General features: G+C 72.1%; 22 protein-coding genes and 1 pseudogene. 16 read left to right on the top strand and 7 right to left on the bottom strand.

Annotation, left to right across the window (positions count from 1 at the left end):
- Window positions 1–7: 7 nt before the first annotated feature.
- Complete coding sequence (locus ACWD1Z_RS06790; protein WP_451116148.1) at window positions 8–913, top strand: HipA family kinase; 906 nt, start codon at window positions 8–10, stop codon at window positions 911–913.
- The gene (locus ACWD1Z_RS06785) at window positions 910–1,191 is read left to right on the top strand and encodes a SelT/SelW/SelH family protein (protein WP_451116146.1); all 282 of its coding nucleotides are present in this window, start codon (window positions 910–912) and stop codon (window positions 1,189–1,191) included. The genes ACWD1Z_RS06790 and ACWD1Z_RS06785 overlap by 4 nt, the downstream gene beginning before the upstream one ends.
- Window position 1,192: 1 nt before the next feature.
- Here ACWD1Z_RS06785 and aceB read toward each other — a convergent pair whose 3' ends face one another.
- The gene (aceB, locus tag ACWD1Z_RS06780; RefSeq protein ID WP_451116144.1) at window positions 1,193–2,815 is read right to left on the bottom strand and encodes a malate synthase A; all 1,623 of its coding nucleotides are present in this window, start codon (window positions 2,813–2,815) and stop codon (window positions 1,193–1,195) included.
- 184 nt (window positions 2,816–2,999) lie between these two features.
- Window positions 3,000–3,611: a nucleotidyltransferase family protein gene (locus tag ACWD1Z_RS06775; protein ID WP_451116142.1), complete on the bottom strand. Its 612-nt coding sequence runs from the start codon at window positions 3,609–3,611 to the stop codon at window positions 3,000–3,002.
- Between the two features lie 189 nt (window positions 3,612–3,800).
- On the opposite strand from ACWD1Z_RS06775, the gene ACWD1Z_RS06770 reads away from it, so the two are divergent.
- Entirely contained in the window at window positions 3,801–4,154 is a 354-nt protein-coding gene (locus ACWD1Z_RS06770) for a DUF5955 family protein (RefSeq protein ID WP_451116141.1), read from the top strand.
- On the opposite strand, the pseudogene ACWD1Z_RS06765 reads toward ACWD1Z_RS06770, so the two are convergent.
- Window positions 4,151–4,818, bottom strand: a pseudogene (locus ACWD1Z_RS06765) (DUF6304 family protein). The gene ACWD1Z_RS06770 and the pseudogene ACWD1Z_RS06765 overlap by 4 nt on opposite strands.
- Complete coding sequence (locus tag ACWD1Z_RS06760) at window positions 4,815–5,609, bottom strand: IclR family transcriptional regulator (protein WP_451116139.1); 795 nt, start codon at window positions 5,607–5,609, stop codon at window positions 4,815–4,817. Before ACWD1Z_RS06760 ends, ACWD1Z_RS06765 begins: the two are co-directional and overlap by 4 nt.
- Window positions 5,610–5,881: 272 nt before the next feature.
- On the opposite strand from ACWD1Z_RS06760, the gene allB reads away from it, so the two are divergent.
- Both allB and alc read left to right on the top strand, forming a co-directional pair.
- Complete coding sequence (allB, locus tag ACWD1Z_RS06755) at window positions 5,882–7,219, top strand: allantoinase AllB (protein ID WP_451116137.1); 1,338 nt, start codon at window positions 5,882–5,884, stop codon at window positions 7,217–7,219.
- Between the two features lie 38 nt (window positions 7,220–7,257).
- The gene (alc, locus tag ACWD1Z_RS06750) at window positions 7,258–8,373 is read left to right on the top strand and encodes an allantoicase (protein ID WP_451116136.1); all 1,116 of its coding nucleotides are present in this window, start codon (window positions 7,258–7,260) and stop codon (window positions 8,371–8,373) included.
- A 143-nt stretch (window positions 8,374–8,516) separates the two neighbouring features.
- On the opposite strand, the gene ACWD1Z_RS06745 is transcribed toward alc, so the two are convergent.
- Complete coding sequence (locus tag ACWD1Z_RS06745) at window positions 8,517–9,275, bottom strand: SDR family NAD(P)-dependent oxidoreductase (protein ID WP_451116134.1); 759 nt, start codon at window positions 9,273–9,275, stop codon at window positions 8,517–8,519.
- A gap of 153 nt (window positions 9,276–9,428) precedes the next feature.
- Between ACWD1Z_RS06745 and ACWD1Z_RS06740 the strand changes: the two genes are divergently transcribed.
- Both ACWD1Z_RS06740 and ACWD1Z_RS06735 read left to right on the top strand, forming a co-directional pair.
- On the top strand, window positions 9,429–10,055 hold the full coding sequence (locus ACWD1Z_RS06740; protein ID WP_451116133.1) for a dihydrofolate reductase family protein: 627 nt from the start codon (window positions 9,429–9,431) through the stop codon (window positions 10,053–10,055).
- 118 nt (window positions 10,056–10,173) lie between these two features.
- Window positions 10,174–10,560 (top strand): ribonuclease domain-containing protein, encoded by a 387-nt coding sequence (locus ACWD1Z_RS06735; RefSeq protein ID WP_451116131.1) that lies wholly within the window; start codon window positions 10,174–10,176, stop codon window positions 10,558–10,560.
- A 33-nt stretch (window positions 10,561–10,593) separates the two neighbouring features.
- On the opposite strand, the gene ACWD1Z_RS06730 is transcribed toward ACWD1Z_RS06735, so the two are convergent.
- Window positions 10,594–10,794: a hypothetical protein gene (locus ACWD1Z_RS06730; RefSeq protein ID WP_451116130.1), complete on the bottom strand. Its 201-nt coding sequence runs from the start codon at window positions 10,792–10,794 to the stop codon at window positions 10,594–10,596.
- Between the two features lie 190 nt (window positions 10,795–10,984).
- On the opposite strand from ACWD1Z_RS06730, the gene ACWD1Z_RS06725 reads away from it, so the two are divergent.
- From ACWD1Z_RS06725 to ACWD1Z_RS06715, 3 genes are all read left to right on the top strand, one after another.
- Window positions 10,985–12,220 (top strand): sensor histidine kinase, encoded by a 1,236-nt coding sequence (locus ACWD1Z_RS06725; protein ID WP_451116128.1) that lies wholly within the window; start codon window positions 10,985–10,987, stop codon window positions 12,218–12,220.
- Window positions 12,221–12,386: 166 nt separating this feature from the next.
- Window positions 12,387–13,067 (top strand): response regulator transcription factor, encoded by a 681-nt coding sequence (locus tag ACWD1Z_RS06720; RefSeq protein ID WP_451116127.1) that lies wholly within the window; start codon window positions 12,387–12,389, stop codon window positions 13,065–13,067.
- A 57-nt stretch (window positions 13,068–13,124) separates the two neighbouring features.
- Window positions 13,125–14,303 carry a cytochrome P450 family protein gene (locus tag ACWD1Z_RS06715; RefSeq protein WP_451116125.1) on the top strand — a complete coding sequence of 393 codons (1,179 nt, stop codon included), beginning with the start codon at window positions 13,125–13,127 and terminating at the stop codon, window positions 14,301–14,303.
- Window positions 14,304–15,154: 851 nt separating this feature from the next.
- Here ACWD1Z_RS06715 and ACWD1Z_RS06710 read toward each other — a convergent pair.
- Window positions 15,155–16,177 (bottom strand): Gfo/Idh/MocA family protein, encoded by a 1,023-nt coding sequence (locus tag ACWD1Z_RS06710; protein WP_451116123.1) that lies wholly within the window; start codon window positions 16,175–16,177, stop codon window positions 15,155–15,157.
- 129 nt (window positions 16,178–16,306) lie between these two features.
- Here ACWD1Z_RS06710 and ACWD1Z_RS06705 point away from each other — a divergent pair, with 129 nt between their 5' ends.
- The 6 genes from ACWD1Z_RS06705 (at window position 16,307) to ACWD1Z_RS06680 (ending at window position 21,870) form a co-directional block, all read left to right on the top strand.
- Window positions 16,307–17,044 (top strand): GntR family transcriptional regulator, encoded by a 738-nt coding sequence (locus ACWD1Z_RS06705; RefSeq protein WP_451116345.1) that lies wholly within the window; start codon window positions 16,307–16,309, stop codon window positions 17,042–17,044.
- A 170-nt stretch (window positions 17,045–17,214) separates the two neighbouring features.
- The gene (locus tag ACWD1Z_RS06700) at window positions 17,215–18,219 is read left to right on the top strand and encodes a sugar ABC transporter substrate-binding protein (protein ID WP_451116122.1); all 1,005 of its coding nucleotides are present in this window, start codon (window positions 17,215–17,217) and stop codon (window positions 18,217–18,219) included.
- Window positions 18,216–19,247, top strand: coding sequence for an ABC transporter permease (locus ACWD1Z_RS06695; protein ID WP_451116120.1), 1,032 nt, complete (start codon window positions 18,216–18,218; stop codon window positions 19,245–19,247). Before ACWD1Z_RS06700 ends, ACWD1Z_RS06695 begins: the two co-directional genes overlap by 4 nt.
- Complete coding sequence (locus tag ACWD1Z_RS06690; RefSeq protein WP_451116119.1) at window positions 19,244–20,056, top strand: ATP-binding cassette domain-containing protein; 813 nt, start codon at window positions 19,244–19,246, stop codon at window positions 20,054–20,056. The genes ACWD1Z_RS06695 and ACWD1Z_RS06690 overlap by 4 nt, the downstream gene beginning before the upstream one ends.
- A gap of 75 nt (window positions 20,057–20,131) precedes the next feature.
- On the top strand, window positions 20,132–21,280 hold the full coding sequence (locus ACWD1Z_RS06685; protein WP_451116117.1) for an ROK family glucokinase: 1,149 nt from the start codon (window positions 20,132–20,134) through the stop codon (window positions 21,278–21,280).
- On the top strand, window positions 21,277–21,870 hold the full coding sequence (locus ACWD1Z_RS06680; RefSeq protein ID WP_451116115.1) for a sugar kinase: 594 nt from the start codon (window positions 21,277–21,279) through the stop codon (window positions 21,868–21,870). The genes ACWD1Z_RS06685 and ACWD1Z_RS06680 overlap by 4 nt, the downstream gene beginning before the upstream one ends.
- Window positions 21,871–21,991: the final 121 nt, after the last annotated feature.

The following is a 21,991-nucleotide window of genomic DNA, read 5'->3' as shown; positions in this document are numbered from 1 at the left end:
GGCCGGTGTGCTGCGTGAAGTGACAGGTGTGCGATACGTGACCCCGCTGCGGTCCGGCGGCTCCGTGCCCGGCGTCGTCGAGGCCGACGACCTGGGCACCTACGTCGTGAAGTTCACCGGCTCCGCACAGGGCCGCAAGGCGCTGGTCGCCGAGGTGATCGTGGGCGAGCTGGCCCGCGCGCTGGGGCTGCGCTTCCCCGAGCTGGTCCTGGTGCACTTCGACCCGGCGATCGCGGACCGGGAGCCCCACCAGGAGGTGCGGGAGCTGCACGGCGCCAGCGCGGGGATCAATCTCGGGATGGACTTCCTGCCCGGCGCGAAGGACTTCACGCCGGAGCTGGCCCGGCACTTCCCGGTCGATCCGCTGGAGGCGGGCCGGATCGTCTGGCTGGACGCCCTCACCGTCAACGTCGACCGCACCGTGCACAGCTCCAACCTGATGGTGTGGCCCACCCTCGGCACCGTGCCCCCGCGGCTGTGGCTGATCGACCACGGCGCGGCGCTGGTCTTCCACCACCGCTGGGACGCCTCCGACCCGGCGAAGGCGTACGACTTCCGCCATCACGCCCTCGGCCACTACGGCCCCGACGTCCGCGCCGCCGACGCCGAGCTCGCGCCCCGGGTCACCGAGGAGCTGCTGCGGTCGATCACGGCCGAGGTACCGGACGCCTGGCTCACCGACCACGCCTCCCCGGACGAGGCGCGCGACGCCTACGTCACGTACCTGCACGCGCGCGTGCGGGCCTCCGCGGCATGGCTGCCCACGGACTTCCCCACCCGCGAGGAACTCGCCGCCGAGGAGGCCGAGCGGGCGGCGAGGACACAGCAAGGACGCCCCGCGTGGCTCAAGCAGGTCCCCGACCTGCACGGCAAGCCCGCGGCCGAACAGGATTGGTCGGTGCACCTCCGATGAGTGGCCGTGTGGAGATCGAGTACTGCACCCAGTGCCGCTGGCTGCCGCGCGCGGCCTGGCTGGCGCAGGAACTGCTCATCACCTTCGAGTCGGAGCTGTCCGAACTGGCGCTGAAGCCCGGCAAGGGCGGGGTGTTCATGGTCCGCGTCGACGGCGAGGTGGTCTGGGACCGCCGCGAACAGGGCTTCCCGGAGCCCACGGCCGTGAAGCGGGCCGTACGCGACCGAGTGGCCCCGGGAAAGTCCCTGGGCCACTCGGACAAGGCCGCGCCGCAGTAGCTCAGCCGTTGAGCTGCTCGTACGCGGGCAGCGTCAGGAAGTCGGCGTAGTCGGCGTCGAGGGAGACCTGGAGCAGCAGGTCGTGCGCCTGCTGCCAGTGCCCGGCCGCGAAGGCCTCCTCGCCGATCTCCTGGCGGATGTTCGACAGCTCCTCGGCGGCGACCTTGCGGGCCAGCTCGGGCGTGGCCTTCTCGCCGTTCTCGAACTCGACGCCCGCGTTGATCCACTGCCAGATCTGGGAGCGGGAGATCTCGGCGGTGGCCGCGTCCTCCATGAGGTTGAAGATGGCGACCGCACCGAGCCCGCGCAGCCAGGCCTCGATGTAACGGATGCCCACCTGAACGGCGTTGACCAGGCCGTCGTACGTCGGCCTGGCGTCCAGGGAGTCGATGGCGATCAGGTCGGCCGCCTCGACGTGGACGTCCTCGCGCAGGCGGTCCTTCTGGTTCGGCCGGTCGCCGAGGACCGCGTCGAAGGAGGCCATGGCGATCGGCACCAGGTCGGGGTGGGCGACCCAGGAGCCGTCGAAGCCGTCGTTGGCCTCGCGGTCCTTGTCCGCCTTCACCTTCTCGAAGGCGACCTTGTTGACCTCCTCGTCCCGGCGGGACGGGATGAAGGCCGCCATGCCGCCGATCGCGTGTGCGCCGCGCTTGTGGCAGGTGCGGACGAGGAGTTCGGTGTAGGCCCGCATGAACGGCGCCGTCATCGTCACCGCGTTGCGGTCCGGCAGGACGAACCTGGCGCCGCCGTCCCGGAAGTTCTTGACGATGGAGAACAGGTAGTCCCAGCGGCCGGCGTTCAGCCCCGAGGCGTGGTCGCGCAGTTCGTAGAGGATCTCCTCCATCTCGTACGCGGCCGTGATCGTCTCGATCAGGACGGTCGCGCGGACGGTGCCCTGCGGGATGCCGACGTAGTCCTGCGCGAAGACGAACACGTCGTTCCAGAGGCGGGCCTCCAGATGCGACTCGGTCTTCGGGAGGTAGAAGTACGGGCCCTTGCCGAGGTCGAGCAGGCGCTGTGCGTTGTGGAAGAAGTACAGGCCGAAGTCGACGAAGGCGCCGGGCACCGGCTGCCCGTCGATCTGCAGGTGACGCTCGTTCAGGTGCCAGCCACGCGGCCGCATGACCACGGTGGCGAGCTCCGCCTCGGGCTTCAGGGCGTACGACTTGCCCGACCTCGGGTCGGTGAAGTCGATGCTGCGGGTGTAGGCGTCGATCAGGTTGAGCTGGCCGAGGACCACGTTCTCCCAGGTCGGAGCCGAGGCGTCCTCGAAGTCGGCGAGCCAGACCCGGGCGCCCGAGTTCAGGGCGTTGATGGTCATCTTGCGGTCGGTGGGGCCGGTGATCTCCACGCGCCGGTCGTTCAGGGCGGCGGGGGCCGGGGCCACCTTCCAGGAGTCGTCCGCGCGCACGGCGGCGGTCTCCGGGAGGAAGTCGAGGGTGGAGGTGCGGGCGATCTCGGCGCGGCGCTCGGCACGGCGGGCGAGGAGTTCATCACGCCGGGGCGTGAACCGGCGGTGCAGCTCGGCCACGAAGGCGAGGGCCGCGTCGGTGAGGACCTCCTCCTGCCGGGGCAGGGGCTCGGCGTCGACGATGGCCAGCGGGGACGGCGCTGGTGCGGACATGAGCTGTCACTTCCTTCAGCGGTGGCACCGGGTGCCAAGCGGCACGCCTGGGTCGACGAGCGCCCGCTGTGCGGGCGGACGCTTCTGAACAGTGGATAGTAGTTTCCTCATTGTGGAACTTCAATGGTTTGTTGATGTCGAGATTCTCTGAGTCGACAGAAGGTGTCGCTCAGTGCCACCTCGCTCACTCGAGGTCTCTCTCAAGGTGGACCAGGTCGGCCTCGGTGTCGATGTCGTACGGCTGCGCCACGTCCCCGCACTCCACCAGCCGGACCGCGTCCGCGTGCTCCCTGAGGTAACCGCGCGCCCCCTGGTCCCCGGTCGCGGCCCGGACGATCCCCGCCCAGTGCGCGGCGCCGAACAGCACCGGATGCCCGCGTACGCCCGCGTAGGCGGCCGAGACCAGCGACGACTCCCCGTCGTAGGCGGCGAGCACCCGGGCCGCCGCCCGGCTGCCGATGCCGGGCTGGTCGACGAGCGAGACCAGTGCGGCCCGTGCACCCGTTCCGGTGAGCGAGGCGAGGCCCGCCCGCAGCGAGGACCCCATGCCCCGCTCCCACTCGGGGTTGTCCACCAGCACACAGCCGCCGAGCTCCGCGCGCTCCCGTACGGCGTCGGCACCGGCCCCGAGGACCACATGGACACGGGTGCAGCCGGCCGCGCGCAACACCCCGACCGCGTGCTCGACGAGCGGGCGGCCGCGGCGGAGGAGCATGGCCTTGGGCCGCCCGCCGAGCCGGCGCCCCCCGCCCGCGGCGAGGACCAGACCGGCGACCTGCTGTTCGTTCTGCTTCATTCCTCCTGCATACCTGACGGCACGAGGGCGGCACGGTTTCCGGGGGCTGAATTTCGGTCCGCGCGGTGGCGCACGGCGCACCGGTGGCGTTTACTGGCCCGCGTCCCACGGGCCCCGGCCGACACACCGGGGCCGGCCCGGCGGGACCAGGACGTGGACGCGCACAACGGCGTGCGCGGGGGGAGAACTGTGTTGCGGAGCGTGGGGCAGAGGCAGAGGCCGGTGACCGGCAGCGACGAGGATCCGAGAGTGGCGGAACTGCGGACCGCGGTGTCCCGGCTGCGCCGCCAACTCGCCACGCTCCCGGCCGAGTTCCCGGACCGGGGGATCGCGGAGGACGAACTCGCCGCACTGGCCGCGATGACGGCGGGCGGCGCGCCCGAGATCCCGCGGCTGCAGCGGTCGTTACTGCTGATCGCCGGGGCCATCGGGTCGGTGAGCGCGCTGTCGCGGGGGCTGACGGACGTACGGAACGCGGTGGACCTCTTCGGTCAGCAGCGGCGCCAGGGCCCGCGCCGGGACGATCCCACCGGCCGACCCTAGTCCCAGCCGCGGAACGGGAACGGCCCCCGGTAGCCCCGGTCCGACGTGCGGTGCTCGAACTGGTCGCAGAGCCAGGTCTCCTGGACGAACTCGGTGTGCCGCGGCCAGATCGTGAGGATGCCGTGGGGGCCCTTCTTGCCGTCGCACCGCCGGTAGACGTCCTTGGCGCCCCGGAAGCAGGCCAGCCCGCTCATCATGCCGTGGCCCACCGGGTGGTAGTCGGACCAGGCACAGGAGATGCACGCCTTGAGGCGGGCCCGCGGGGGCAGGGCGGCCCCGATCTCGTGCAGCGCGTCCTCGAAGTCGGGGCGCGTGGCACGGTACTCGCGCCCGTCCAGGCGCAGGGTGACGGTCAGGTCCTCCGTCTCCACGGGATACCAGATCGCGCAGTGCACGGCCGCGATCCGCTCGCCCTGCCCCTCGACCTCCACCGGCACGGTCAGCTCCCGCTCCAGCAGGCAGGACCACAGCTCCCCGTCCCGGAGGTGAACATCGGCTCGGGCGGCTCCCCGCTCAGCGCGCCGAGCGAGTCCATGCTCCCGCCCTCGAAGCGGACGCCCCTGATCGTCGTACGGATCAGCTCGCGGCCGTCCGTCTCGAAGACGATGTCCTGCGCGCCGTGCCGGTCGGTGTACCGGCCCGGCCGGCGAAGTAAGCCGGTCACGCGGGAGCCTGGGTGGCCAGCGCCTCGGAGAGCTCCTGGGCGATCTGCTGGAGCACGGGCACGATCCGGTCGGTGGCGGCCTCGGTGACGCGCCCCGCCGGCCCGGAGATGGAGATCGCGGCGGCGGTGGGGGAGTCGGGCACGGACACCGCGAGGCAGCGCACCCCGATCTCCTGCTCGTTGTCGTCGACCGCGTACCCGAGGCGGCGCACGTCCGCCAGCGCCGCGAGGAAGCCGTCCGCGGTGGTGATCGTCTTCTCCGTGGCGGCCGGCATGCCGGTCCGGGAGAGCAGGGCGCGCACCTCGGCGTCCGGGGTGGTCGCCAGCAGGGCCTTGCCGACGCCCGTGGAGTGCGGCAGCACCCGCCGGCCGACCTCGGTGAACATCCGCATCGAGTGCTTGGACGGCACCTGGGCGACGTAGACGATCTCGTCCCCGTCCAGCAGCGCCATGTTGGCGGTCTCGCCGGTCTCCTCGACCAGCCGGGCGAGATAGGGGCGGGCCCAGGTGCCGAGCAGCCGGGCGGCGGACTCGCCGAGGCGGATCAGACGCGGGCCGAGGGCGTACCGCCGGTTGGGCTGCTGGCGGACGTAACCGCAGGCCACCAGGGTGCGCATCAGCCGGTGGATGGTGGGCAGCGGCAGTCCGCTGCTCGCGGAGAGCTCGCTCAGGCCCACCTCGCCGCCGGCGTCCGCCATCCGCTCCAGCAGGTCGAAGGCGCGCTCGAGTGACTGGACGCCACCGCTGGCGGACTTGGCGGAGTCGGTGGTGCTGGCGCTGGACGTCGGCACGGCACGTTCCTTTCGAGGCTGGCGGGAAGGGCAGAAGCGTACCCGGCAGGCGGTTGACTCCCCGCTTGTGCGTAGCTACGTTCTGCTTGGTGGAATTCTAATTCCGCTTTGTGGAAACGTCCAGAGTGGCCGCACGGGATGCCTCACGGGGCAGTCTGCCCTTGACGCCGCCGGAGCGGGAGTGAAGACTCCTTCAACAGAACGTTGAATTCCGTAGCGTGGAAGTTCATCCCGTTGCCGGAGACAGACGGCGGCAGAGAGAGGGGTCCCGGGTGTCCGACGTAGAACTGGTGCTGCGCTCGACGCGCGTCATCACCCCGGAGGGGACGCGGGCCGCATCGGTCGCCGTGTCCGCCGGGAAGATCACGGCCGTACTGCCGTACGACGCGCCCGTCGGGGACGCCCGGGTGGAGGATCTCGGCGACGACGTCCTGCTGCCCGGCCTGGTCGACACCCACGTGCACGTCAACGACCCCGGCCGCACCGAGTGGGAGGGCTTCTGGACCGCCACCCGCGCGGCGGCGGCCGGTGGCATCACCACCCTCGTCGACATGCCGCTCAACTCCCTCCCGCCGACCACGACGGTGGAGAACCTGCGGGTGAAGCAGCGGGTCGCCGCCGACAAGGCGCACATCGACGTCGGCTTCTGGGGCGGCGCGCTGCCCGACAACGTCAAGGACCTGCGCCCGCTGCACGAGGCGGGGGTGTTCGGCTTCAAGGCGTTCCTCTCCCCGTCCGGCGTGGACGAGTTCCCGCACCTGGACCAGGAGCAACTGGCCCAGTCCCTGGCCGAGATCGCCTCCTTCGGCGGCCTGCTGATCGTCCACGCGGAGGACCCGCACCACCTTGAGGCGGCCCCGCAGCACGGCGGCCCCAAGTACGCCGACTTCCTGGCCTCGCGCCCGCGCGACGCGGAGGACACGGCGATCGCCCAGCTGATCGCGCAGGCGCGGCGGCTGGACGCGCGGGTGCACGTCCTGCATCTGTCGTCCTCGGACGCGCTCCCGCTGATCGCCGAGGCGAAGGCGGCGGGAGTACGGCTGACGGTGGAGACCTGCCCGCACTACCTGACCCTGACGGCCGAGGAAGTCCCGGACGGCGCCAGCGAGTTCAAGTGCTGCCCGCCGATCCGCGAGTCCGCCAACCAGGACCTGCTCTGGCAGGCGCTGGCGGACGGCACGATCGACTGCGTGGTCACGGACCACTCGCCGTCCACGGCCGACCTGAAGACGGACGACTTCGCCACCGCGTGGGGCGGTATCTCCGGTCTCCAGCTGAGCCTCGCGGCCGTGTGGACGGAGGCCCGCAGGCGCGGGCACGGCCTGGAGGACGTGGTGCGCTGGATGTCCTCCCGCACGGCGGAACTCGTGGGCCTGGACGGGCGCAAGGGCGCCATCGAGGCCGGCCGTGACGCCGACTTCGCGGTCCTCGCACCGGACGAGACGTTCACCGTGGACCCGGCGGTCCTGCAGCACCGCAACCGGGTGACGGCCTACGCGGGCAAGACCCTGTACGGAGTGGTGAAGTCGACCTGGCTGCGCGGCGAACGCGTGGTCCTGAACGGCGAGTTCACGGAGCCGAGGGGACACCTGCTGACCCGCACCCCCTGACCGCCCTGCCCAGCCCCGACACCCGAAAGGCACATGAAGTGACGGCGATTGTGAGTTTCACCGGCGACGCGAACCCGTACGGAGGCGGTGACCCGTACGCGGACTACCGCACCGCGGACTTCCCCTTCACCCAGTACGCCAACCTCGCCGACCGGCAGCTCGGGGCCGGTGTCATCGCCGCCAACGACGAGTTCTTCGCGCAGCGGGAGAACCTGCTGCTGCCCGAACGGGCCGAGTTCGACCCCGAGCACTTCGGGCACAAGGGCAAGATCATGGACGGCTGGGAGACGCGACGCCGCCGGGGCGTGTCGGCTCAGCACCCGTGGCCGGCCGAGCAGGACCACGACTGGGCGCTGGTGCGCCTGGGAGCGCCGGGAGTGATCCGCGGCATCGTGGTCGACACGGCGCACTTCCGGGGCAACTACCCGCAGGCGGTGTCGGTCGAGGGCACGTCGGTCGCGGGCTCCCCCTCGCCGGAGGAACTGCTCGGCGACGACGTGAAGTGGACGACGCTGGTGGCGCGGACGCCGGTGGGGGGCCACGCGGCGAACGGCTTCGCCGTCTCCGCCGAGCAGCGCTTCACCCACCTGCGGGTCAACCAGCATCCCGACGGCGGCATCGCACGGCTGCGGGTGTACGGCGAGGTGGTCCCGGATCCGGCGTGGCTGTCGGCGCTGGGCGCCTTCGACGTGGTCGCGCTGGAGAACGGCGGCCAGGTCGAGGACGCGTCGAACCTCTTCTACTCGCCGGCCACCAACACGATCCAGCCGGGCCGGTCCCGGAAGATGGACGACGGCTGGGAGACACGGCGGCGCCGGGACCAGGGCAACGACTGGATCCGGTACCGGCTGGTGGCCCAGTCCCGGATCCGGGCCATCGAGATCGACACGGCGTACCTCAAGGGCAACAGCGCCGGGTGGGCGTCGGTGTCGGTGCGGGACGGGGAGTCCGGTGACTGGCACGAGGTCCTTCCCCGGACCCGCCTCCAGCCCGACACGAACCACCGCTTCCTCCTCGCGGCCCCCGCGGTGGGCACCCACGCGCGCGTGGACATCTACCCGGACGGCGGAATCTCCCGCCTGCGCCTGTTCGGCTCCCTGACGGACGAGGGCACGGCGGGCCTGACGGCACGCCACCAGGAGCTGGGCGGCTGAACCGTGCGGAACTGAACCGTGCGGCCCTGAGACGGGGAGACGGGGACTGGCAGGCGGCGGGGGCGGCGACCCCCGCCGCTTGCTCGTGCGGCGCCGCCACGGAGGGTGGCGGGCGGCGGGGGCGGCCACCCCCGCCGCCGCGGTCATGCCGCGTGGCCGCCGTCCACGGAGAACTCCGCGCCGGTCACATAGGACGCCCCCGCCAGATGCACCACCGTGGAGGCGACCTCCTCCGCCGTGCCGAAGCGGCCCAGAGCCGTGATGGCCGCCTGGTCGGGCCCGTACGGACCGTCCGCCGGGTTCATGTCCGTGTCGATCGGGCCGGGGTGCACGATGTTCGCCGTGATGCCCCGCGCCCCCAGCTCCCGCGCCAGCGCCTTCGTCAGCCCGATCAGCGCCGACTTGCTCATCGTGTAGAGGGTCCCCCCGGGGCCGGGCACCCGCTGCGCCATGCACGAGCCGATCGTGATGATCCGCCCGCCCTCCGGCATCAGCGCGGCAGCCGCCTGCGCGGCCAGGAACACCCCCCGCACGTTCACCGCCAGCACCCGGTCCACGTCCTTGGCCGACAGGGTCTCCAGCGGCCCGATCACCCCCACGCCCGCGTTGTTCACCAGTACGTCCAGCCCGCCCAGCGCCGACGCCGTACGCCCCACGGCCTCCGCCGCCTCCCCGGCGTCCGCGGAGTCCGCGCGCAGCGCCACCCCGCGCCGCCCGAGCGCCTCCACGGCCCGGACGACGTCCGAGGCCGCCTCCTTGCCGTTCACATACGTCACGGCCACATCCGCGCCGGCCCGGGCCAGCCGCACCGCCGTCGCCGCACCGATGCCCCGGCTGCCGCCGGTCACCAGGGCCACCTTGCCGTCAAGAGTGCCTTTGTCGTTTCCGTTGTCAGAAGTCATGGGTCCATCCCAGCGGCCCGCCCGCCCCGGCGCTGGCGGCGTACGGACATGGAGATCACCGGCACTCCTCGCCCGCCGGACCGATGAGTTGCGGGGGCCCGCGGGGTCTGCCCTGATGACAGCAGATCCCGCAACAGGAAGCAGGTACCCGCCATGGGCAAGCTCGTCTCCACGGTCTTCGTCACCCTCGACGGCGTCTACCAGGCCCCCGGCGGCCCCCAGGAGGACACCCGCGACGGCTTCGATCAGGGCGGCTGGAGTTTCCCGTACGCCGACGACGACTTCGGACGGTTCATCAGCGACGTCTTCGACCGCGCCGGCGCCTTCCTCCTCGGCCGCCGGACGTACGACATCTTCAGCGGCTACTGGCCCAAGGTGACCGACCCCGAGGACCCGGTCGCCTCGCGGCTGAACACCCTGCCGAAGTACGTCGCCTCCGCCACCCTCACCGACCCGGACTGGGACGGCACGACCGTGATCAGCGGCGACCTCGCCAAGGAGGTCACCGCCCTGAAGGAGCGCACCGACGGCGAACTGCAGATCCACGGCAGCGGCGCCCTCGTCCACTCCCTGCTCGGCCTGGGCGTCCTCGACACCCTGCACCTGCTGACCTTCCCGGTGGTCCTGGGCGCGGGCCACCGCCTCTTCCCGGAGCGCACCGCCCCGACCGCCTTCCGCGGCACGGGCGGCAGCGTCACCTCCACGGGCGTCTCCATCCGGACCTACGACGTGGCCGGGAAGCCCGAATACGGCGCGTTCGAACTCCCCGAGAACGCGTGACGCCGCGGATCGACACCGGCCCCGGCGGGTCAACTCCCCGTCACCTTCGCGGACTTGCCGTGAAGATCCGCCGGGTGGTCATTGACGTGCCATGGTCTACGCGCATCATCATGGGGCCATGAGATTCCCCCCACGGATCACTCGCCTCGGCGCCGCGGCCGCCGTCCTGTCCGCCCTCCTCGTCGGCGGCACCGTCACCGCCACCCCGGCCGCCGCCGCGGTCGGCGACATCTGCTACGGCGCCCTGCCCTCCCAGGCACACGACACGCTCGACCTGATCGAGCGGGGCGGTCCCTTCCCGTACACCCAGGACGGCACCGTCTTCCAGAACCGCGAAGGCATCCTGCCCGGCCAGTCCACCGGGTACTACCACGAGTACACGGTCATCACGCCCGGTGCGTCCACGCGTGGGGCACGCCGGATCGTCACCGGCGAGGAACACCAGGAGGACTACTACACGGCCGACCACTACGCCTCGTTCGACCTGATCGACTACGGCTGCTGAGGCCGCCGGTGCAGCCGGGGGTCCGGTCCGCGGTCAGCCGGATCCCCGGTTCTCGGCGACGGCGAAGAGCGCGAACGCCAGCACCAGCAGCGTGATGCTCGCGTAGAGCTCGTAGCCGTCGAACAGGCCGACCCGCTGTACCAGCCCCCAGTCCCAGTCGGTGAACTGGTGCAGCAGACCGGCGACGCCCTGGACCAGGGCGAGGAATCCGAGAAGTTCCAGCAACTGCTTCATGGACAGACCCTCGCCCCGCGGACCCCCCACGGACATCGGCCGCGGGGCGGGACCGGCCCGACCGAAGTCCCCGCCTCCCGTGCCTCGGCGCGCCGAAAGTCTGACGTGCCGCGACTTTGGTCGACGATCCCGCCGGGGCAGGGGTGCCGGGGCGCTCGGCTGCGTAGATTTGTCGACCGTGAGCGGTGATATGCCAGGGCCCGAGTCGCAGCCCTTCGTCGAGCAGCCCTGGCTGCTGCCCTCGGCCGTGGTGAAGGAACTCGACCCCGACGACGAGCGGGCGGGGCGGCGCCACCGGCGCACCGCGCGGGACTGGGTGGTCGACTTCTCGTGCTTCCTGGTGGCCATCTCCTTCGGCCTGCTCAGCGCCGACGCCATGGAGCAGGAGAAGCTGCCGGAGGCCGTCGCCGCCCTCGACCAGGTGCTGGGCGCGCTCGCCTGCGCGGCCGTCTGGCTGCGCCGCCGCTGGCCGCTCGGGCTCGCCGTGGCGATGATCCCGGTCGCCTTCCTGTCGGCCACCGCGGGCGGCGCGAGCCTGGTGGCGATGTTCACCCTCGCCGTGCACCGCCCCTTCCGTTACGTGGCCTGGGTGAGCGGGGCCGGGCTGGCGGTGACGCCGCTGTTCTACTGGTACCGGCCCGACCCCGAGATCCCGTACGGCTGGACGCTGTTCATCGGCGTCGTGCTCACCGGTGCCGTCGTCGGCTGGGGCATGTTCGTGCGCTCCAGGCGCCAGCTCATGCTCAGTCTGCGGGACCGCGCCCGCCGAGCCGAGACCGAGGCGCGACTGCGGGCCGAGCAGGCGCAGCGGCTGGCCCGCGAGGCCATCGCCCGGGAGATGCACGACGTCCTCGCCCACCGGCTGACCCTGCTGAGCGTGCACGCGGGCGCGCTGGAGTTCCGGCCGGACGCGCCCCGGGAGGAGATCGTGCGGGCCGCCGGGGTGATCCGGGAGAGCGCCCACGAGGCGCTCCAGGACCTGCGGGAGATCATCGGCGTACTGCGGGCGGGGGAGCGCGACGACACCAGCCGGCCCCAGCCCACCCTCGGCGCGCTGGAGGCGCTGGTCACCGAGTCCCGCGAGGCCGGGATGAAGGTCACCCTCGACCTCCGCGTCACCGACCCCGCCGCCGTCCCCGCCTCCGTGGGCCGCACCGCCTACCGCATCGCCCAGGAGGGCCTGACCAACGCCCGCAAGCACGCCCCCGGCACCGAGGTCACCGTCACGGTCACCGGCGGCCCGGGCGAGGGCCTCGACGTGTGCCTGCGCAATCCGGCGCCGGACGGCGACGTACCGCCGGTGCCGGGCTCCGGGCAGGGACTGATCGGGCTGACCGAACGGGCGACCCTGACCGGGGGCCGCCTGGCCCACGGCCCGACGACGGACGGCGGCTTCGAGGTACGGGCCTGGCTGCCCTGGGGGTGACGGCCGGGCCCGAGCCGCACCGGCCTCGGCGGATCCGGCGGAGCCCGCCCCGCACCGGGCTCCACGCCGCCACCGGCATCCCGAACACCTCGGCCGGCGGCGGCAGTTCCCGCTCGATGTCGCAGCGCGCGCGTCCCGCCCCGGCAATCATGATTACGTAAGCGCCATGACTGCGATCAGACTCCTCCTCGTCGACGACGATCCGCTGGTGCGGGCCGGTCTGTCCCTGATGATGGGCGGCGCGGACGACATCGAGATCGTCGGAGAGGCCGCCGACGGCGCGGAGGTCGGGGACCTCGTCGAGCGCACCCGCCCGGACGTCGTCCTGATGGACATCCGGATGCCCTCGGTGGACGGTCTCACCGCCACGGAGCGGCTGCGCGGCCGACCCGACGCCCCGCAGGTGGTCCTGCTCACCACCTTCCACGCCGACGAGCACGTCCTGCGTGCCCTGCGCGCGGGCGCCGCCGGATTCGTCCTGAAGGACACCCCGCCCGCGGAGATCGTCGAGGCGGTACGGCGGGTCGCCGCGGGTGATCCGGTCCTGTCGCCCACGGTGACACGGCAGTTGATGGAGCACGCGGCGGGCGCCGCCGCCGGCACCCGCCGCACCCGCGCGCGGGCCCGGATCGCCGCCCTGAACGAGCGCGAGCGCGAGGTCGCCGTCGCGGTGGGCCGCGGCCTGTCCAACGCGGAGATCGCCGGCGCCCTGTTCCTGAGCGTCGCCACGGTCAAGACGCACGTCTCCCGCATCCTGACCAAGCTCGACCTCAACAACCGGGTCCAGATCGCCCTGCTCGCCCATGACGCGGGGCTCCTCGAAGAACCCGACGAGAAGGGGCACTAGGCGCGGGGCCCATCCGTTGTGAGGGTGTCGGGGGGAAGGGTCCGAGGGGGAGCGGTCATGAGCGGTGTCATCGATCTGGGGGAGTTCGGCGAGGAGTTCCGCCGCAATCCGCATGTGGCGTACGCGAGCCTGCGGGCCATGGGGCCCGTCCACCGCGTCCGGCCGCCCGAGTGGGAGTCCGCGACCTGGCTCGTCGTCGGCCATGAGGAGGCACGCGCGGCGCTGGCCGACCCGCGTCTGTCCAAGGACGCCTCCAAGATCGGCATGTCGTCCCTGGACGAGGAGATGATCGGCAAGAACCTCCTGGTCTGCGATCCGCCCCAGCACACCAGGCTGCGCGGCCTGATCTCCCGCGCCTTCACCATGCGCCGGGTGGAGGAGCTGCGCCCGCGCGTCCAGCGGATCACCGACGACCTCCTGGACGCGATGCTGCCGCACGGCCGCGCCGACCTGGTGGAGTCCTTCGCGCACCCCCTCCCGCTCACCGTCATCTGCGAACTGCTCGGCGTGCCCGAGATGGACCGCGCGGAGTTCCGCAAGATGTCCACGGAGGCGGTCGCGCCCAGCAGCACGGGCAGTGAGTACGACGCCTACGTCGGCCTCGCCGCGTACTTCACCGACCTGATCGAGGCCAAGCGGGCCGCGGGGCCGGGCGGCGACCTGCTCAGCGACCTGATCCGCACCACCGCGGAGGACGGCGACCGGCTCTCCCCGGACGAACTGCGCGGCATGGCCTTCATCCTGCTGATCGCCGGCCACGAGACCACGGTCAACCTCATCAGCAGCGGCGTCCACGCCCTGCTCACCCATCCCGACCAACTCGCCGCCCTCCGGGCCGACATGACCCTCCTCGACGGCGCGGTCGAGGAGATGCTGCGCTACGAGGGCCCGGTGGAGAACGCCACCTTCCGGTACGCCGCCGAGCCGCTGGAGATAGGGGGCGCCCGGATCGAGGCGGGCGACCCGGTGATGATCTGCCTCACCGCGGCGGACCGGGACGCCGGCCGCTACCCCGACCCGGACCGCTTCGACATCCGCCGCGACACCCGTGGCCATGTCGCCTTCGGCCACGGCATCCACTTCTGCCTGGGCGCCCCCCTGGCCCGCCTGGAAGCGCGCACGGCGATCCGCACACTCCTGGACCGCGCCCCGCACCTCGCCCTCGACGGCCCACCCGGCGAATGGCTCCCAGGCATGCTGATCCGAGGCATGCGCACCCTGCCGGTGCGCTGGTAGACACGGCGGGCTCCGGAGGCGTGCGCCACCGAACGCGCGCCGCGGGACCCCGGACGCCGGACCCCGGTCGCCGGACCCCGGTCGCCGGGTGTCGGGCCCTGATGGCCGGGGGTCACACCCCGGCCGTCGCGTGCCGGGTCCCGGCCGCCGAGGGTCGCACCCCGGTCGTCGGGGAGTAGGCCCCAGTCGTCGGGTGTGGCCCGGGTAGTCGGGGTTGCGCCTCGGCCTGTCGGGGATTGGGCCCTCGTCGGGTGTCAGGCCCGGGTCGCCGAGGGGCGGACCCTGGTGGTCGGGTGTCAGATCCCGGCGGTCGGGCGGGGGCCCACTCCGGCCGCGGGAGGCCAGGCCCCGGTGGTGGGGTGTCAGGTCCCGGGGGTCGCTACCCGGCCGTGGGGGCCCCGGCGGTCGCGGGGGCAGGTCCCGGGGGGCGGTGTCACACCCCGGTGGTCGGGTTTCGCCCCCGGCCGTGGGGGCTTGGGCCCCGGTCGTCGAGTGGTCAGACGCCGATAGTCGAGGGTCAGACGCCGATGGCCGGGGGTCAGGCCCCAGTCGCCGGCGGTCGCACTCAGGTCGCCGGCGGTCGCACCCCGGTCGTCGGCGGTCGGACCGCACCCGTCGGGGGACGGGACCCACCCGCTGGGGGACGGAACCCACCCACCGGGGAACGGGACCCACCCGTCGGCGGTCGGACCGCACCCGTCGGGGGACGGGACCCACCCGCTGGGGGACGGGACCCGCCCGCTGGGGGACAGCACCCCACCCACCGGGGAACGGGACCCACCCGTCGGCGGTCGGACCGCACCCGTCGGGGGACGGGACCCACCCGCTGGGGACGGACCCTCCGTCGGCGGTCAGACCGCCGACGTCTCGTGGCCGCCCGGCAGTTCGGCCGGGTGTACCGGACGGTGCTCGTGTCTGGACCGTTCGCAGGCCTCGGCGATCCGCAGGGCCTGCAAGGCCTCGCGGCCGTCGCAGGGGTTGGCCCGCTCGCCCCGGACCACCTCGACGAACGCCGCCAGCTCGGCCTCGTAGGCGGGTCCGAAGCGTTCCAGGAAGCCGGGCCAGGGCTTGTCGGCGGCCGGGGGCCCGCTCGGTTCCGTGGACGCGATCGGCGTGCGGTCGTCCAGGCCGACGACGACCGTGTCCCGCTCCCCGGCCAGCTCCATGCGCACGTCGTACCCCGCGCCGTTCATCCGGGTCGCCGTGGCCGTGGCGAGGGTGCCGTCGTCCAGCGTGAGCACCACCGCCGCGGTGTCGACGTCGCCCGCCTCCCGGAACATCGCGGGACCGGCGTCGGATCCGGCCGCGTACACCTCGGTCACCTCGCGCCCGGTCACCCAGCGCAGCGCGTCGAAGTCATGGATCAGCGTGTCCCGGTACAGCCCGCCGGACCCGGGCAGATACGCGGCCGGCGGCGGCGCCTGGTCGCTGGTGAGCGCCCGTACGGTGTGCAGCCGTCCCAGCCGCCCGGCGCGCACCGCTTCCCGGGCGCCCAGATACCCCGCGTCGAAGCGGCGCTGGAACCCCATCTGAAGGATCGTTCCGGCGGTCTCCACCTCGGCGATCGCCTGGAGCGTGCCGGGCAGGTCCAGCGCGATGGGCTTCTCGCAGAACACCGGAAGCCCCGACCGCGCCGCCCGCCCGATCAGCTCGGCGTGCGCCGGGGTGGCCGTGGTGATGACCACCGCGTCCACGCCCCACCGGAAGATCTCGTCCACCCCCGGCGCCGCCGTCTCGCCCAGCCGCAGGGCCAGCTCCGCCGCCCGCGCCGGATCGGCGTCCGTGAGGATCAGGGATCCGACCTCCCGGTGCCGGCTCAGGGTGTTCGCGTGGATCGTCCCGATCCGGCCGGTACCGATGACTCCGATGCGCATGGGACCAAAGTGCGGTCGCACCGGCCACCCTGTCAATCTGAATGTCCGGACAATCGAACTACACGACTTCCCGTCAACCGGCCATGGAGCTACGCTCGGCCCGTGCCGAAACCAGAAGTGGACCCGACCGTGTCGCTCGCCCTGCGTGTGGACCGCAGCAGCCCGGTGCCGCTGTACTTCCAGCTGTCCCAGCAGCTGGAGGCGGCGATCGAGCACGGAGCGCTCACTCCCGGCAGCCTGCTGGGCAACGAGATCGAGCTCGCCGCACGCCTCGGCCTCTCCCGGCCCACCGTCCGCCAGGCCATCCAGTCGCTCGTCGACAAGGGCCTGCTGGTCCGCCGACGCGGCGTCGGCACCCAGGTCGTGCACAGCCAGGTCAAGCGCCCCCTGGAGCTCAGCAGCCTCTTCGACGACCTGGAGGCCGCCGGCCAGCGCCCGGCCACGAAGGTGCTGGTCAACACCGTCGTCCCGGCCTCCGCCGAAGTGGCCGCCGCGCTCGGCGTCCCCGAGGGCGGCGACGTGCACCGGGTGGAGCGGCTGCGCCTCGCGCACGGCGAGCCGATGGCGTACCTGTGCAACCACCTGCCCGGCGGACTGCTCGACCTGGACACCGCGCAGCTGGAGGCCACCGGCCTGTACCGGCTGATGCGCGGCGCCGGGATCACCCTGCACAGCGCCCGCCAGTCCATCGGCGCCCGCTCCGCGACCGCCGCCGAGGCCGAGCGGCTCACCGAGGACGAGGGCGCCCCGCTGCTCACCATGCAGCGCACCACCTTCGACGACACCGGCCGCGCCGTCGAGTTCGGCGATCACATCTACCGCCCGAGCCGCTACGCCTTCGAGTTCCAGCTCCTCGTACGGCCATAGAGGTCCTTCTCCCGGCCCCCTGGTTCGTCTCAATGTCCGGACAAGGCGACCGACTCGCGGTCCCCGGTCGCCAGGCGCATGATCCCTGTGTTTGATACTGGGGCGTTTGGGGCTGGTGATGTCACTGGCCCCTTGCGTACGTCAGCACACAGCAAGAAGGGCACGGCCTCGTGGCACGGTTGAGGACCTGGGCAGGATTCGCGCTGGCGGGGGCACTGTGCGTGTCCCTGGCCGGATGCAGCAGCACCGGCGGCAAGCGCGCCGAGGACGCCCGCAAGGCCGCGGCGGCCCAGGGGAAGGCGGCGGTGAACACCCCCCGCTGGACCTTCGCGATGATCACCCACTCGGGCGATGGCGACACCTTCTGGGACATCGTGCAGAGCGGCGCCGAGCAGGCGGCCGTCAAGGACAACATCAACTTCCTGTACTCGCACGACGACGAGGGCCAGCAGCAGGCGCAGCTCGTCGACGCCGCCGTCGACAAGCAGGTCGACGGGATCATCGTCACCTTCGCCAAGCCCGACGCCATGAAGGCCGCCGTGGCCCGCGCCCGCAAAGCCGGCATCCCGGTGATCACGGTGAACTCCGGCTCGGAGCAGTCCAAGGCGTTCGGCGCGCTCACCCACATCGGACAGGACGAGACCATCGCCGGCGAGGCCGTCGGCGAGGAGCTCAACAAGCGCGGCCGCGAGAAGGCCGTCTGCGTGCTGCACGAGCAGGGCAACGTCGGTCACGAACAGCGCTGCGACGGCGTGAAGAAGACCTTCGACGGCACCGTCCAGGACCTGTACGTCAACGGCACGAGCATGCCGGACGTGCAGTCCGCCATCGAGGCCAAGCTCCAGGCCGACGACTCCATCGACGCGGTCGTCACGCTCGGCGCCCCGTACGCCGACACCGCCGTCAAGGCCAAGCAGGGCGCCGGCAGCGACGCCGAGATCGACACCTTCGACCTCAACGCCAAGGTCGCGGCCTCGCTCAAGGACGGCACCCTCGGCTTCGCCGTCGACCAGCAGCCCTACCTTCAGGGCTACGAGGCCGTCGACCTGCTGTGGCTGTACAAGTACAACGACGACGTCCTCGGCGGCGGCAGGCCCGTGCTCACCGGCCCGCAGATCATCACCCAGGACCAGGCCGCGGCGCTGGAGGAGTACACCAAGCGGGGCACCCGATGAGCGCCGCCACCGTCGACGAACGGCTCGTCGAGACCTCACCGCTGCGCAAGCTCCTCGGCCGCCCCGAACTCGGCTCGGTCGTCGGCGCCCTCGCCGTCTTCGTCTTCTTCGCGCTCGCCGCCGACGGCTTCCTGCGCGCCGCCAGCCTCAGCACGGTCCTGTACGCGTCCTCCACCATCGGCATCATGGCGGTCCCCGTCGCCCTGCTGATGATCGGCGGCGAGTTCGACCTGTCGGCGGGCGTGATGGTGACGTCCTCGGCCCTGGTGTCGTCGATGTTCAGCTACCAGATGACGGCCAACACCTGGGTCGGCGTCGGGGTGTCCCTGCTGGTCACCCTGGCCATCGGCGCGTTCAACGGCATCATGCTCACCCGCACCAAGCTGCCGAGCTTCATCATCACGCTCGGCACCTTCCTGATGCTGACCGGCATGAACCTCGGCTTCACCAAGCTGATCGACGGCACCGTCTCCACCAAGTCGATCGCCGACATGGAGGGCTTCCCGAGCGCGCGCGACGTCTTCGCCTCGACGCTGACCATCGGCGGCGTCGACGTCAAGGTGACGATCCTGTGGTGGTTCGGCCTGGTCGCCGTCGCCTCCTGGATCCTGCTGCGCACCCGCGCCGGCAACTGGATCTTCGCGGTCGGCGGCAACCAGGACGCGGCCCGAGCGGTCGGCGTTCCCGTCGCCAGGACCAAGATCGGCCTCTACATGGGCGTCGCCTTCGGCGCCTGGATCCTGGGCCAGCACCTGCTCTTCTCGTACGACGTCGTCCAGTCCGGCGAGGGCGTCGGCAACGAGCTGATCTACATCATCGCGGCCGTCATCGGCGGCTGTCTGATCACCGGCGGCTACGGCAGCGCGGTCGGCTCCGCGGTCGGCGCGTTCATCTTCGGCATGACCAGCAAGGGCATCGTCTACGCCGAGTGGAACCCCGACTGGTTCAAGTTCTTCCTCGGAGCGATGCTGCTCCTCGCGACCCTGCTCAACGCCTGGGTCCGCAAGCGCGCGGAGGCCACCAAGTGACACTCGTCGAGCTGGCCGACGTCAGCAAGCACTACGGCAGCATCCGCGCCCTGGAAGGGGTCTCCCTGGAGGTCCACGCGGGCGAGATCACCTGCGTCCTGGGCGACAACGGCGCGGGCAAGTCCACCCTCATCAAGATCATCTCGGGGCTGCACCAGCACGACGGCGGCGTCCTGCGCCTCGACGGCGAGGAGACGAAGCTGTCCTCCCCGCGCGAGGCCCTGGACCGCGGCATCGCCACGGTCTACCAGGACCTGGCCGTCGTACCGCTGATGCCGGTGTGGCGGAACTTCTTCCTCGGCTCCGAGCCCCGCAAGGGCGTCGGCCCCTTCAAGCGCCTGGACGTCGACCACATGCGCCGCGCCACCTACGCGGAGCTGCGGAAGATGGGCATCGACCTCCGCGACGTCGACCAGCCCATCGGCACCCTCTCCGGCGGCGAACGCCAGTGCGTGGCCATCGCGCGGGCCGTGCACTTCGGAGCGAAGGTCCTGGTGCTGGACGAACCGACGGCGGCGCTCGGCGTGAAGCAGTCCGGCGTGGTCCTGAAGCTCGTGGCGGCGGCGCGGGACGAGGGCCTGGGGGTTGTGTTCATCACACACAACCCGCACCACGCCTATATGGTCGGCGACCGCTTCGTGCTGCTGAAGAGGGGCACGATGGTGGGCGGCTACACGCGGGAAACCATCGACCTCGACGAGTTGACCAGGCAGATGGCGGGCGGCAACGAGCTGGACGATCTACGTCATGAGCTGACCCGTACCCAGGGGCGCGGGGAACTGCGCGAGCGACCGCACACCGGCCGGTAGGCGGCGTACGACAGAAACCACCCCATTGTTTCCCTCGACGGCACCCATACCCGCGGTGAGGCAGAATCGGGCCCGATGAGCACCTACGGCACCTTCAACGCCCCCATCGGCTCCCGCCGCGCCACGGCTCTGCGCACAGTCGGCACAAGGGAGCGCCGGTCCCACCTGACCGCCCCCCGAGTGCCCACCGTGGGCATCGACATCGGCGGCACCAAGGTGATGGCCGGCGTCGTCGACGCCGACGGCAACATCCTGGAGAAGCTCCGCGCGGAGACCCCGGACAAGTCCAAGAGCCCCAAGGTCGTCGAGGACACCATCGTCGAACTGGTGCTGGACCTGTCCGACCGGCACGACGTGCACGCCGTCGGCATCGGCGCGGCCGGCTGGGTGGACGCCGACCGCAACCGCATCCTGTTCGCCCCGCACCTGTCCTGGCGCAACGAGCCGCTCAGGGACCGCATCGCCGAACGGCTCGCCGTGCCCGTCCTGGTCGACAACGACGCCAACACCGCCGCCTGGGCCGAGTGGCGCTTCGGCGCGGGCCGCGGCGAGACCCACCTGGTGATGATCACGCTGGGCACCGGCATCGGCGGCGCGATCCTGGAGGACGGGCAGGTCAAGCGCGGCAAGTTCGGCGTGGCCGGCGAGTTCGGCCATATGCAGGTCGTGCCCGGCGGCCACCGCTGCCCGTGCGGCAACCGCGGCTGCTGGGAGCAGTACAGCTCGGGCAACGCCTTGGTGCGCGAGGCCCGTGAGCTGGCCGCGGCCGACTCCCCGGTGGCGTACGGCCTCATCGAGCACGTCAAGGGCAGCGTCTCCGACATCACCGGCCCCGTCATCACCGAGCTGGCCCGGGACGGCGACGCCATGTGCATCGAGCTGCTCCAGGACATCGGCCAGTGGCTCGGCGTCGGCATCGCCAACCTCGCGGCGGCCCTCGACCCGTCCTGCTTCGTCATCGGCGGCGGTGTCTCGGCCGCCGACGACCTGCTCATCGTCCCCGCGCGGGACGCCTTCAAGCGCCATCTGACCGGGCGCGGCTACCGCCCCGAGGCCCGTATCGCGCGCGCCCAGCTCGGCCCCGAGGCCGGCATGGTCGGCGCCGCCGACCTCGCCCGCCTGGTCGCCCGCCGCTTCCGGCGCGCCAACCGGCGCCGGGTGGAGCGCCATGAGCGCTACGAGCGGTACGTGTCCTCCCGCCGTGCGTCGCAGGGGCCCGCGTGACCCCTGAACTGCCGCACCAGGCCGAACCGGCGGACGAGCCGTCGCGGCCCGCCGAGAACCGGCGCCACATGATCCGCCGCCGGGCGCTCACCCTGCTCATCATCGTCCTGCTCATCGGCGTCCCGGCCGGCTACCTGGTGATCTCCGCCAATCAGAGCCGGGACAGCGGCAAGGACAAGGAGGCCAAGTACGCGGCGCGGGGACTCACCGAGGGCTGGCCGTCCAAGGTCCAGCGCCGCCTCTACCAGGTGCCGGTCCCGCACCCCGCGAACCAGGTCGCGTACTACGAGACGAACAACTGGCGCACCAGCCGGCTCTACGTCCAGTTCCAGACCACGCACGCCGGCCTGGACGCCTTCCTGGCCGAACTCGGGCTGCACCGCAACGACCTCCAGCGGGGCGACATCACCATCGGCGCCCGGGACCAGAAGGTCACCGGCTGGAAGTTCGCCGGCGAGGGCTCCCGGCCCGGCGAGTACTTCGGGATCGTCCGCGAGCAGAAGAACCCGGCCCCCACCCAGGACATCGTGGTGAACACGGGCAACCCGACCTTCCCCATGGTCTACGTCGTCTCCCGCACGGTTCCCTAGCCGTCCGGCATGGTCCAGGTCGTCTCCCGCACGGTTCCCTGGCCGTCCGGCATGGTCTACGTCGTCTCCCGCACGGTTCCCTGGCCGTCCGCCCCGCCAGGGCCGGGCGGCGGGGCCGGTT

The sequence above is a fragment of the Streptomyces sp. NPDC002784 genome, assembly GCF_053592135.1.
The sequence above is the reverse complement of the archived record's forward strand: the minus strand, read 5'-3'. Positions and strand labels throughout refer to the sequence as shown.